The following is a 13,218-nucleotide window of genomic DNA, read 5'->3' as shown; positions in this document are numbered from 1 at the left end:
TCACACTCGTGTTAACTGATTGCTCTCTCGTTGAGAGCGGATGCGCATTTTACGCTTCCCTGTTTTAATGTCAACAACTTTTTGAAAAAAACTTTAATTTATTTTTCTAAGTTATCTGACCCGTTTAGTGGCTTTATAAAGTAACTAAACTTATCAAAACAGCTTCTTGGCTTGCCCCCGAGAAGTGGATGCGCATTTTAGGGATTTTTCTGAAACGATCAAGCATTAATTTAAAAAAAATGATCGTTCGGTCACTTATTGTACAAACCCCTAGTTTAAAGGCGTACGATCGTACAATATGGTTAAAGTACCAGCAAATATGTACTTAACAGGCGAATAGATGATCTTTAAGTTTTTAAAAAGCCTTTTGATCTCGTAACCATAATATAAAGCTCATTTTTGCGATCTTTAGTTGGTGGTTCTAATTAGTGATCTATTTTGTGTGGTTTTAGCCAATTTATTACGCATTTTTATCGTTATGCTTTTCATAAAGTTGCACAATCTGGAAAGCTCGGTAACATAGCTTTGTATTTATACGATTTTTTACAATAATAATTCAGGTATAACTTATGAAGTCGTCTCAACTTATCACAGCAGTAGCACTGGCCGTCGTCGCAGGTGTCGTTGCTTTCCTTATCTCAAGCTCTCTAGGTAAAGATACTACTGCTATAGCTACTAGCGCAGCATTGGGTGCGCTGTTTGCCAATATCGCTTTTTCACTTATTAATAAAAATGGCGGTGAAGGCTCGGTCGGAGAAGTAAAAACTCTTTATGTCGGTAATTTACCTTACCGAGCAAACGAAGCAGCGGTTAGAACCTTGTTCGCAACACATGGTGTTGTTCATTCAGTAAGGTTAATGAAAGACAAGCATACGGGTAAGCGCCGTGGTTTCGGTTTTGTTGAAATGGCTGCAGCCGATTCAGATGCAGCTATCTCTGCGCTCAATGATACTGAATTCCAACAGCGAACGCTAAAAGTAAGAGAAGCAAAAGAGCGTCCTGAAAAGACAGACGCTGAATAATCTATTTATAGATAAATAAAAAGCCCGGCTTTGCCGGGCTTTTTTGTATCATCATTATGGAATACTTCTAGGCTTGTTCACGAGCAATAGCGCGGTAAGCGATATCAGTGCGGAACTCAACTTTATCCCAAGTAATTTGATGCAAAAGTTCGTATGCAGCTTTTTGTGCAGTCGTCACATTTTCACCTAACGCGGTTGCACATAGTACACGACCACCTGCGGTTACTACATTTCCATCTGTAAGTGCGGTGCCAGCATGGAACGTTTTACGGTCAGTAGCTTTATTTGTTTCTAATCCAGAGATAACGTCGCCTTTGCTATAACTACCAGGGTAACCACCTGCAGCTAATACAACACCAACAGCTGCGCGCGGATCAAACTCTATATTTTTTCCTGCTAGCTCGCCTTTGCATGCAGCGATACACATCTCGACTAAATCAGATTGAAGGCGCATCATAATTGGCTGTGTTTCTGGGTCACCAAAACGACAATTGTATTCAATGACTTTTGGCGTGCCATCTTCAGCAATCATTAAGCCTGCGTATAAAAAGCCTGTATAAGGTGCGTCTTCTTTTGCCATACCTTCAACTGTTGGCATGATGACTTCATTCATGATGCGATCATGAATTTCAGGCGTTACTACTGGTGCTGGAGAATATGCCCCCATGCCACCGGTGTTTGGGCCTTTATCTTCATTGTAGGCACGTTTGTGATCTTGACTGGTTGCAAACGGTACGACATTTTTGCCATCAACCATAACAATGAAACTTGCTTCTTCGCCTGTTAGAAACTCTTCAATAACAACACGGTGACCAGCATCACCGAATGCATTACCTGCTAGCATGTCTTTGATTGCGTCTTCGGCTTCTTCTAAAGTCATCGCTACAATAACACCTTTACCCGCAGCCAAACCGTCAGCTTTTACGACAATAGGCGCGCCCTGCTCACGAACATAAGCTAAAGCCGGTTCAATTTCGGTGAAGTTTGCATATGCTGCAGTTGGAATATCATGACGCGCAAGAAAATCTTTAGTGAATGCTTTAGAGCCTTCCAACTGTGCAGCTTTAGCTGACGGGCCGAAACACATTAAGCCTTCAGTTTGAAAGGCATCAACAACACCATCAACAAGTGGCTGTTCAGGGCCAACAATGGTTAATTGAACATTATTTTCTTTAGCAAAAGATACAAGCGCAGGAATTTCGCCAACAGAAATTGCTACGTTTTCCAATTTTGGTTCAGCACTTGTACCCGCATTGCCCGGTGCTACAAACACTTTTTCTACTTGTGAAGATTGAGCTGCCTTCCACGCTAAAGCGTGCTCTCGGCCACCACTACCAATAACTAACACATTCATTTATATCTTTTCCTAAATAAAATAATGGAGAAAGCGCATCATGCACTTTCTCCATATGAGTTTACATTATTCTGGTTTGACGAATTTCAACGTCATGCGATCACTTTCACCAATCGCTATATATTTTTCTTTATCCTGATCTTTTAACGCTAAAGAAGGGGGTAACGTCCACACGCCTTTAGGGTGATCAGCCGTATCTTTCGGGTTCGCATTGATTTCACTTTTCGCTGCTAATTTAAAGCCTGCTTTTTCAGCAAGCTCAATTGTTAGCTTTTCAGGGAAATAACCACTGCGTTTGTTGTCTTCTAATTTTTTAGATGCTGGCAAGCGGTGCTCGACCACACCTAGCACACCACCAGGCTTAAGTGCTTTGTTGGCATCTTTAAACATTTGCTCAACACCGTCTAACCCCCAATTGTGGAGGTTACGGAACGTCAATACCATATCAGCTGTACCAGCAGGTGCAATTTCTGACGGCTGACGTGGCGTGAAGTCAGTCAGTTTTACTTCACTAAACACTTCATTACTCGCCATTTTCTCCTCTAGGCGGCGACGTGATTTACTGCCATAGCTGTCATCACCTTTGTCAGGGTAGTGCGCACCGTAAAAAGTACCCGTGCCTTTGAGTGCCGGTGCAAGAATTTCTGTATACCAACCACCACCTGGTGCCATTTCTACCACTGTCATTGATGGTTCAAAACCAAAAAATGCAAGTGTTTCAACCGGATGGCGATACTCATCGCGCGCTTTGTTTTTCTCGCTACGGTGATCGCCTGCCACTGCCGCATGTAAAGGTGACTCGGCTTTCGCCTTCATTAACATTAATTCTGCTGATGTTTCTTCTGCTAAAGCAGTCGTCGATGCCATCAAAGCTGCTGATGAAAATAGCGCTGTAACTAACTTCTTTTTTATTGTTTTCATGAGTTTTCCATACTTTCGATACAAGTTTTTAAAGTGCACTCGTATATATAGCAGAAATACACGTCAGTATCAGTGTTAGTTATCTCAACTGATGGGTCATTCAGCCAATTCAAATGTTACAGAATATTGAGAATGCTTTATCGAGCAGCATTCGTCGCTGCTCGATAAACATGTCACTTTAGTGACGGAAGTGACGCATGCCAGTGAAGACCATTGCCATGCCGTGTTCATCAGCTGCAGCAATAACTTCTTCATCACGCATTGAACCACCTGGCTGAATAACCGCTGTGATACCTGCTTCTGCAGCAGCATCGATGCCGTCACGGAATGGGAAGAATGCATCTGATGCCATAACAGAACCAGCAACTTCTAAGTTTTCATCTGCCGCTTTGATACCTGCTACTTTAGCAGAATAAACACGGCTCATTTGGCCTGCACCAACGCCAATTGTCATTGAGTTTTTCACGTAAACAATAGCGTTTGATTTAACGTACTTAGCCACTTTCCAGCAGAACTTAAGGTCACGCATTTCATCTTCAGTAGGTTGACGCTTAGTGACAACTTTTAATTCGTCATCGGTTACACGACCTTGGTCACGATCTTGTACTAATAAACCACCATTTACACGCTTGTAGTCAAAGCCTGTGGTTTGCGTTTCCCATTGACCACACTCAAGTACACGAACATTAGGCTTAGCTGCTACGATTTGCGCCGCACCTTCAGATACGCTTGGCGCGATGATTACTTCAACGAATTGGCGAGAAATAATCGCTTCTGCCGTATCTGCATCTAGCTCGCGGTTGAACGCGATAATGCCACCGAACGCTGATGTAGGATCAGTCGTATAAGCACTTTCATATGCCGCTAAGATATTGTCACCGATTGCAACACCACATGGGTTTGCGTGCTTAACAATAACGCATGCTGGCTCTTCAAATTCTTTCACACACTCTAACGCCGCATCGGTATCTGCGATGTTGTTATATGACAGTGCCTTACCTTGTAACTGGCTGGCAGTAGACACTGACGCTTCTTCAGGGTTAGCTTCAACGTAGAAAGCCGCATCCTGATGAGAGTTTTCACCGTAGCGTAAGTCTTGCTTCTTAACGAACTGGCTGTTTACCGTACGAGGGAATTTATTTTTGTTTTCAAAGTCCGCTTCGCCCTCTTGGCCATGTGCAGGTAGCATTTGGCCAAAGTAGTTTGCAATCATGCCGTCGTAACTCGCCGTGTGCTCGTATGCTGCGATCGCTAAATCAAAACGTGTTTTGTAGGTTAATGAACCGTCGTTAGCATCCATTTCTGAAAGCACACGATCATAGTCATGTGCATTAACGATGATGGTAACGTCTTTATGGTTTTTCGCCGCAGCGCGAACCATTGTAGGACCGCCAATATCGATGTTTTCAATAGCGTCTTCCAACGAACAGCCTTCTTTTGCAACTGTATTGGCAAACGGGTAAAGGTTAACAACCACCATATCAATAGCGCTGATGTTATTGTCGGCCATTACGGCTTCATCAGTACCACGACGCGCTAAAATACCGCCATGAATTTTAGGGTGAAGCGTTTTTACACGACCATCCATGATTTCAGGGTGACCCGTGTGATCAGAGACTTCTGTTACATTGATGCCGTTATCTGCTAATAATTTGGCTGTACCGCCAGTAGATAAAATGTCGACACCTTTTTGTGCTAATGCGCGAGCAAATTCAACAATACCGGTTTTATCAGAAACACTTAAGAGTGCGCGTTTGATTGGGCGTGGGGTATCCATTGCTATTTTGATTACCTTTACTTTAATTAAATTGGTCTGGCCTGTGACACATATCCTTGGCAAGTCCGTTGGGGTCGCTCCTGCGATTAATTATTTACCTTAAGAAAACAAGCTTAGTAAAAATTTGACTAAATGGTTCAGTTTTTCCTAAGGCCAAAAACAAAGAAAGCACCCTAAGGTGCTTTCTGGTGCAGGCTAAGCCTGCGCAGTATTAGTTCATACCGTATTTTTTAAGTTTCTTGCGAAGCGTACCACGGTTGATACCTAGTAAATTCGCTGCACGTGTTTGGTTACCACGTGTGTATTGCATTACTTCTTCTAACATTGGCGCTTCAATTTCTGAAAGCACTAATTCGTACATGTCATCTACATCATTGCCGTTCAATTGAGATAAGTAGTTTTTGATCGCAATTTTCGCTTGAGTGCGAAGTGGAGATGCTTTTGTTTGTTGCTGAATATCATTAACGTTTGTAATGAATGGAGAAGAAATATTTTGTTCAAACATAAAGTTCAGACTCTTAACTAGTTAAATTATCAAAATACGCATTTAATGCGTCGAGTTGCTCGCTGGTCGACTCGAGTGCATTAAAGCTTGATCGAAACGTTTTGCCTTGTTCATGCGTTTGCATATACCAAGACACATGTTTACGGGCGATTCGCACCCCCATAAAGTCACCATAAAATTGGTGCAATTCTTTAATATGCCCAAGAAGTATTGAGCGCACTTCATCCGATGAAGGTTCGTCAAGGTGCTTTCCGGTTTCTAGAAAATGATTTATTTCTCTAAAAATCCAAGGACGACCTTGTGCTCCTCGGCCTATCATGACTGCGTCGGCACCTGTGTACTCAAGTACATCAGCTGCTTTTTGTGCAGACGTAACATCGCCATTTGCTACAACAGGAATTGAAATCGCTTTTTTAATTGCCTTAATGGTGTCGTATTCCGCATTACCTTTATAAAAGTCATTACGTGTACGACCATGAACAGCCAACGACTGAATACCGTTGTGCTGCGCAATTTGAGCTATTTCGACCCCATTGCGCGAATTTTCACACCAGCCGGTTCTAATTTTCAGCGTCACTGGCACATCCACAGCGTTGACCACCGATTTAACGATTTGTTCAACCTGCGAAGGCTCTTTCAATAATGCTGAACCCGCTAGCTTCTTATTCACTTTTTTTGCCGGGCACCCCATATTGATATCAATAATTTGGGCGCCATTTTCAACGTTAACTTGAGCCGCAAAAGCCATCTCTTCAGGATCAGAACCTGCAATCTGCACTGAGCGTATGCCAGCTTCATCGCTGTGCACCATACGCAGTTTAGATTTTTCGGTGTTCCAAACCTTCGGGTTAGCAGACACCATTTCCGATACCGCCAAACCTGCACCCATTTGACAGCAAAGTTGTCTAAATGGTTTGTCAGTAATCCCTGCCATAGGGGCTAACATTACATTGGATTTAAGTTGGTATGGACCGATATTCACTGCTGCTTTTTTGAGCTCCTCGTCAAAAGGGCGCACAGTTTACGTGTTTTTATTGAGATTGAAAAGGATATAAATTGAACAAATTTGTGTTTTTTTTGATTTTTTAATATTGACTTTTTGGATAAGTTTTTGTCGAGCAGAAAATGTACAAAATGTACAACTTTCTGCTTGACAACGACGAGTTTTAATCCCTGTTAATTTAGGCTGCGCACGCCAGACAGCCTGACCCACTCTTCTTGCACAGCAATCGGATCCATCGTACACCACTGTCCATAAATTTCTTGCAGGCTAGGTGCTTGTTCTTCCAAGACACCAGACAAAGCCAGCAAACCATTTGGTGCTACAAATTCAATAATTGTTGGAGCAAGTTCTTTTAGTGGCCCTGCAAGAATGTTTGCCACAACGACATCAGCTTTGAATATTGGCTGGTCTTTGGGTAGATAAAGTTCAAGTCTGTCAGATACCCCATTTCGTTCAGCATTATCTTTGCTGGCTTGCAATGCCTGTGGATCAATATCGATACCAATCACTTTGTCTGCGCCTAGCTTTAACGCGGCTAATGATAAAATGCCCGAACCACAGCCAAAGTCGACAACCGTTTTGCCTTTAAGGTTAAGCCCATCTAACCACCGTAAACACAATGCTGTGGTAGGATGCGTGCCTGTACCAAATGCTAAACCTGGATCGAGCATGACATTAACAGCATCCGGCTCAGGCACATCACGCCAGCTAGGACAAATCCATAGACGCTCACCGAACTTCATCGGGTGGAAGTTGTCCATCCACTCTCGTTCCCAATCTTTATCTTCTAGTTGCTCTAGCTTGTAGCGCATTTCATCTTTTTCTGGATGAATCGATTTTAAATAATGGATGACTTTATCCATATCATGAGCAGCATCAAACAAACCCATCACAATGGTGTTGGCCCAATAGGTCACTTCATCACCGGGCAATGGCTCATATATAGGCGTATCCTTCGCATCAATAAAGGTGACAGCTTGCGCACCACTTGCACTTAACCAATCACTGTATTTTTCAGCGGTTTCTTCATTTGCTTGTAACCGCAGTTGAATCCAAGGCATTGGGAATCTCTCTAAAAACGTCTTATAGTTAAGTTTATCACTCCTGACTGTTCAAACATATATAAGCAATCGCTTTAACGGTAAAAGGTAAGACGTATTTCTATGTACCGTATTTTTATTTGGAGCAATTTGCAGCACATAGGATTGGCGCTCTTCATTTTCTTTTCAGCATTTATTCATGCTGAAGAACTTTCTGTCACTATCGTCACAGAATCACTTGCTCCTCTGCAAATTGATAATGGTAACTCACCACCCTCTGGCGCGATGGTTGAAATCGTCAACGCCATGCTTAAAAGCGCCAACATTCATGGTGAAGTCAAAATTTATCCTTGGGCGCGCGCGTATCAAATGGCGAGAACACAGGAAAACACACTGATATTTTCGATAATGAGGACACCTTCCAGAGAAGATAAATTTCAATGGGTTGGAACCCTGTATGCCGCGACTGTTCATTTGATGAAGCTTAAGGAACGCAGCGACATTTCTGTCCAAAAGCTAGAGCAAGTAAAGCAGTTCAATGTTGGCGTAACACGATCTGATATTTCACAGGAGTACCTCTTATCTAAAGGGTTCGAACCTGACGTAAATTTAATGCTTAATTCATCATACCCTAGGCTCTGGGAATCACTATTCAACGGTAAAGTAGACTTTATTCTCGCTAATGAGTTTATGTGGGAAGAACGGAAGAAAACGCAGGGTGATACTTATCGGCCACTTGAAATTGCATTGCGCTTGCCTGACTTTGCAACCGACTATTATTTAGCAGCAAGCAATAATACCTCTCAAAAAGTGATAACTAAGTTAAAAAAAGCACTGGAAATGTTGAAACAAAGCGGACAATATCAAGCGATATTAGCGAAGTGGCAATTAGAGAATTAATGCGATATTTCCCGATTTTTCTTGATGCAAGACATATCAATGCTCTGGTAGTAGGCGGTGGCGAGGTCGCTGCCCGCAAAATTGAATTGTTATTGAAAACGACTAAAAAGATTTCTGTTATGTCAGCAGTTATCAATGGTAGCGTCGAGCGCCTGATAAAAGAAAACGAGCTGAACTGGGTCAGTCACAATTATGAGATTGGCCATATGGAGAGCTTTTCTATGGTTATTGCCGCAACCGACGATGAATCTGTTAACCAGGACGTTCAGAAAGAAGCCAGTGAATTAAACCTGTTAGTCAACGTTGTTGACCAACCTGAACTTTGTAATTACATCACGCCGGCTATTATTGATCGTGATCCCATGATTGTGGCGATCTCCAGTTCTGGCAGTGCACCTATTTTGGTGCGAATGTTGCGAGAACAGATTGAACGCATTATGCCTTCGGCCTATGGCAAGCTAGCGGATTTCTCATTCAAATTTCGAGATCATGTAAAAGCAAGGGTTAAGGGCGTATCCAATAGACGCGCATTTTGGGAAAACACTTTACGTGGCCCCATCGGAGAGCAGCTACTATCTGGCCAAACGAAAATTGCCGAGCAGCAGCTTATAGCGAGTCTCAAAGAAGAAGTACCGCCTGCTGAAGGCGGTATTACTTTCATTCACACAATGACAGGAAACCCTGACCACCTGACACTTGCTGCCCATAGAGCACTGCAATTCGCTGACGCTGTCTTTTACGACAATGATGTCAATCCTGCTCTACTCGAATATGTGCGCCGAGATGCTGAAAAATATCCTCAGGATATTTCTTCGAGCATTAGTATTAACTTTCAGCATGCTATTGAACTGGCAGAGTCTGGTCTTAAAATTATTTATTTCTTAGATGGTTACGAACCACTCCCGCATAATCAGGCGTTAACAACCAGTAATATCACAAAGCAAACGTTCGTTTGTGGAAGTTAATTTGTAAAGCAATTCTTACTGAAAACTTACCTGTAGGCCTTATATAGGTAAGCCCTGCTTGCCTATTTGTAATTAATTGTTAACATAGCTAATCCTATGTGTATAATTCGAGCAGCTAAATCGGCTTTTCCGATACGATAACTAGAATAATAAAGCTACTGCCATACCTATCTATGAGATGGCGCAATATAAACATTAAGGACTTTACAAATTAGCCCTATACCAGGGAACTGTAGAAGTGGAATAAGTCTTACAGGGTTGGATGAATGAGTATTACTGTAGTTACTATCGCAACAATTTTAGCCGTATTAATTATCTATTTGGTCATTAATACCTACATACCGCTAACAAACAAAATTAACAACATACTAAAAATTACTGGCCGCACTCGCGCAATGTTCTACATAGTGGCCTGTAGCTTATGTTACGTGCCTCTATACTATTTCGCCGAGTACGAGAGAAAACAAGGTATCGCTGAAAAATACGGGTATACCGATTACCCGACGTATAAAGCAGAGCGTGAAAAAGCTGAGGATGCAGGGTTACCGCTTCAGGCGTATCAACGTGAAATGGAAAAGGCGAAAAAGCTAGGTTTACGCACTTATCAAGACTACGTTAACCTGCTGGAAGCACAAGATTACGGCTATGATGATTTTGCCACATACCAAGCTGACGTAAATGCCGCACAAGAATTTGGTCTACCGCTATATGTGTATGTTGATGCAAAAGCAGAGGCAGATGCCAAAAACTTTACTAACTTTAATGACTACATCATTGACCGCGAGCAACGTTTACTTGTCTCTAAAATGGCAAATATCAGCAACCTAGATGGTGACTACAATATCGATAGCGTGCCTTTAGGTGTCAAAAAGAGTGAGCTTCTTTCAACAATTTCAGACTGTAAGATTGATCGCATTCCTGACTTCGCTTTCCCAACGACGAAATCATTAGCGCCACGCAATGAAGCACTGGTTAATTATTTCTTCCCTGTGACCCAAAAGAATAGTCACTTTGGGTTAAGTCTTTACAGTATGAACTTCCAAGTGATGCCTGGACTTGATCGCAAAGTAATTTCCAAGTACGAAATGAAATGTGATGACGGCCGTTATGACCTGTGGTTCTTGAATGATGATGACTCGCTTGTGTTTTACGAAAAGACCATTAACTTGCCGAACATTCGTAAAACCGACGATATGGTTAGCCGTTTAACGCAAACCTTACTCGAAAAATGCGACAGTGATATCAACATTGGCTTAGAAACAAGCTTTGAAGAAAACGGTACACGATTGATTAAAAACATGTACTGCAAAAACTTCCAAGATTACATCATTGCCACTATCGTTGAAGGGCCAATTATTAGCGGCGTTCGACAAGATGCAGACATCCATATTGGCTACTTAAGCGAGCGACAGTGGGACAAATACATCAGCAACGTGCATGTGTCTAAAGGCGAGCGCCAAGAAACTCGCTTTTCGCAAAGTGAAGGAAAAAACAAGACTAAGACGTTCGAAAGTCGAATCTAACTCAAATTCAAATAAGCCCCGAAAGGGGCTTTTTTTATTCCCGTCCTTTGGATAAATATCTTATTTCAGCCCACGCTTCATCTTGAAAGGTGACCGCAACGTGCTTTTCATTGTGAGAAATTGAAAGGTGATTGCCAGCATTGCCCAACAATGTGATTGACTTAGCGTCTGTTCGGCCTGATAAGCCCAACTTTACGAGCCCACTATCGCTTATGTAATACAAGTGCTTTGCCGTTAAAAACCATCTATTCCAGTCAGTAATAGCAAAGTCAGCCACCACTAGGCGCTCCTTCAAGGATAACAAATCTAGTTGATACAGGCCTGTTTCTGCAAACTTAGTAAAGTACAACGAGCTACTTCCATTCGCTCTTACACTATAGCCTCCTGACCTTGTTAACTGCTTATGCGTTCCTAATTCCTCATCAACGAGCCACAGCTGCCAATCTCCTGACTGATCACTACTAACTACAAACTGACTTTCCGAAAGCGGCTCCAAGAAATGGATATTTTGAATATGATGTGCAACTTGGTGCCACTGTTCTGACGCTAATTTATAGACATATGCTTTACCATTGATAGAGGCAGAAATAATTTCGTCACTTTGGCTCCACCGGAGATTGTTAATATTATGAATCTCTTCAGGCGCACCAATATCGCTTCTATTGCCGCCAGCATCTTGTAGATATATTCTCCAACTCCCCGTTTTATCCGAAGAGAATACTAGCCACTTACTGTTGTTAGCATATCCAGGTAAATAGCTACTGTAACGGCTATTTGTAAGCGGCATCTTCTTCACTTCTCTTGAACCACTATTGTCTATAGGCAGTTCGTATATATTGTGGCTTACTTTGGCAAGAACGTAGGCAACGCCATCATTACTAAAAGCTATTTGACCCGCACCATCTTGCTGACTCAATAGTTCTATAGCTTGAGACGGAATATGGAATTGATAGATACTGCCATCCGCCGACAACACCAAGGTATCTTTATCAAACCAGTCGATAGCAGATAAATTTGCTAATTTAACTTTGAGTTCTTTGCTCTCTTTATTTGCCAGATCAATTAATCTAACTTGGCCATGGTTTGTATCTACATATTGCACGACAGCCAATCTATCTTGATGCGGTGATAGCTTGAATAAATAGTCGCCTCGCTTATTTCCCTGACCATCAGAGAACGTAATTTGTTCTAAACGATTAGTGTTAAGTTGCAGACTTGCAATATGGAACGGTTGGTTGACCGCAGCACGTGTATTGAAATAAATTTTTTGTGTGTCGGATGAATAGTCTAGCTGAGTCAGTGCTCGTGATGCACAACCAGTAATAACGTTAAGTGATTTTGTTGATGGATTGATTTCGACAATTTCACATTTTCGCTCTTTTAGATTATTGAATCGACTGGCAAATATCCTCCTATCGTCCGATAACATCACAGCGGTATAGTAAAAATTATCTGAAGTTAGCGCATACGCTTGTTGATTTTCTGGTTTCAACCATACCTGCGGCAGCTTTACATCGGATGAAGGGCGGTACAGGTAAACAATATCTGCACTTGTTCTATGGCCATCAGGTTTAAAAGCAACACCTTTATCTGTCGTTAATGGCCTATCCAACCATGTGACTTCATTATTCTTCGGGTCCCGTCTGTCGTTTACCGTCAGCACAATTATCAATATTAAACACACAAGGATTAATAAAGCTTGAAGCCACCACCGCAACGCATTTTTTCTCTCGGTATCGGTAATGGCAGGCTGAGTTTGATTTTCCTCGGAAATAACGTCGACTTGCGGTGTAAACCGATACCCTACTTTACTCACTGTTTCGAGGAGATTTGGTGTTTTAACATCCTCTTCAATCGCTTTTCGTAACTCACCCACGGCGCGATTTATTGCTGCTGAACCTACAATACGGCCATCCCAAACATGCTCTAACAACTCATCTCGGCTTATAGCTCGATGCGGGTTTTCGCAAAAGAATACAAGCAACTTTAAAAGCTTTGGTTCAAGTAGGATTTTTTGTCCGTTATGCGTCAAAGATTGTGCATTTGAATCAAGCAAAAACTCTTCAAACCTGAAATTAGACAACAGTTATCCCCCTGTTTTTATTATACATTATCATTCCATTATCATTATATTATGTGTTCATCATTGCCAATATCACGTAAGTAAAACAGGCTCTGCTCGACTTTATTAATTTTCTCAAAAACGAG

General features: G+C 42.0%; 11 protein-coding genes. 4 read left to right on the top strand and 7 right to left on the bottom strand.

Annotated features, from left to right (window positions below; all coding sequences use genetic code 11):
• Positions 1–569: 569 nt before the first annotated feature.
• Positions 570–1,022, top strand: a complete 453-nt coding sequence (locus ACFSJY_RS13485; protein ID WP_386035173.1) for an RNA recognition motif domain-containing protein — start codon at positions 570–572, stop codon at positions 1,020–1,022.
• Positions 1,023–1,089: 67 nt separating this feature from the next.
• Here ACFSJY_RS13485 and purD read toward each other — a convergent pair whose 3' ends face one another.
• The 6 genes from purD to prmA form a co-directional block, all read right to left on the bottom strand.
• Positions 1,090–2,376 carry a phosphoribosylamine--glycine ligase gene (gene purD, locus ACFSJY_RS13480; protein ID WP_386035171.1) on the bottom strand — a complete coding sequence of 429 codons (1,287 nt, stop codon included), beginning with the start codon at positions 2,374–2,376 and terminating at the stop codon, positions 1,090–1,092.
• Positions 2,377–2,442: 66 nt separating this feature from the next.
• A complete protein-coding gene (locus ACFSJY_RS13475; RefSeq protein ID WP_386035181.1) occupies positions 2,443–3,243 on the bottom strand; it encodes a class I SAM-dependent methyltransferase in 801 nt (266 codons plus the stop codon).
• Between the two features lie 232 nt (positions 3,244–3,475).
• Positions 3,476–5,074 (bottom strand): bifunctional phosphoribosylaminoimidazolecarboxamide formyltransferase/IMP cyclohydrolase, encoded by a 1,599-nt coding sequence (gene purH, locus ACFSJY_RS13470; protein WP_386035169.1) that lies wholly within the window; start codon positions 5,072–5,074, stop codon positions 3,476–3,478.
• A gap of 211 nt (positions 5,075–5,285) precedes the next feature.
• Positions 5,286–5,579 carry a DNA-binding transcriptional regulator Fis gene (gene fis / locus ACFSJY_RS13465; protein ID WP_386035167.1) on the bottom strand — a complete coding sequence of 98 codons (294 nt, stop codon included), beginning with the start codon at positions 5,577–5,579 and terminating at the stop codon, positions 5,286–5,288.
• A gap of 13 nt (positions 5,580–5,592) precedes the next feature.
• Positions 5,593–6,561 carry a tRNA dihydrouridine synthase DusB gene (gene dusB / locus ACFSJY_RS13460; protein ID WP_386035179.1) on the bottom strand — a complete coding sequence of 323 codons (969 nt, stop codon included), beginning with the start codon at positions 6,559–6,561 and terminating at the stop codon, positions 5,593–5,595.
• A 194-nt stretch (positions 6,562–6,755) separates the two neighbouring features.
• A complete protein-coding gene (prmA, locus tag ACFSJY_RS13455) occupies positions 6,756–7,643 on the bottom strand; it encodes a 50S ribosomal protein L11 methyltransferase (RefSeq protein WP_386035165.1) in 888 nt (295 codons plus the stop codon).
• A 102-nt stretch (positions 7,644–7,745) separates the two neighbouring features.
• Between prmA and ACFSJY_RS13450 the strand changes: the two genes are divergently transcribed.
• The 3 genes from ACFSJY_RS13450 (at position 7,746) to ACFSJY_RS13440 (ending at position 11,010) form a co-directional block, all read left to right on the top strand.
• The gene (locus tag ACFSJY_RS13450; RefSeq protein WP_386035163.1) at positions 7,746–8,522 is read left to right on the top strand and encodes a substrate-binding periplasmic protein; all 777 of its coding nucleotides are present in this window, start codon (positions 7,746–7,748) and stop codon (positions 8,520–8,522) included.
• The gene (locus tag ACFSJY_RS13445) at positions 8,522–9,487 is read left to right on the top strand and encodes an NAD(P)-dependent oxidoreductase (RefSeq protein WP_386035161.1); all 966 of its coding nucleotides are present in this window, start codon (positions 8,522–8,524) and stop codon (positions 9,485–9,487) included. The genes ACFSJY_RS13450 and ACFSJY_RS13445 overlap by 1 nt, the downstream gene beginning before the upstream one ends.
• A 266-nt stretch (positions 9,488–9,753) precedes the next feature.
• Positions 9,754–11,010: a hypothetical protein gene (locus ACFSJY_RS13440; RefSeq protein WP_386035159.1), complete on the top strand. Its 1,257-nt coding sequence runs from the start codon at positions 9,754–9,756 to the stop codon at positions 11,008–11,010.
• Between the two features lie 34 nt (positions 11,011–11,044).
• Here ACFSJY_RS13440 and ACFSJY_RS13435 read toward each other — a convergent pair whose 3' ends face one another.
• Entirely contained in the window at positions 11,045–13,093 is a 2,049-nt protein-coding gene (locus ACFSJY_RS13435) for a winged helix-turn-helix domain-containing protein (RefSeq protein ID WP_386035157.1), read from the bottom strand.
• Between the last annotated feature and the right edge of the window lie 125 nt (positions 13,094–13,218).

Source organism: Thalassotalea euphylliae, from assembly GCF_042682785.1.
GTDB classification, from domain to species: domain Bacteria; phylum Pseudomonadota; class Gammaproteobacteria; order Enterobacterales; family Alteromonadaceae; genus Thalassotalea_F; species Thalassotalea_F euphylliae.
The sequence above is the reverse complement of the archived record's forward strand: the minus strand, read 5'-3'. Positions and strand labels throughout refer to the sequence as shown.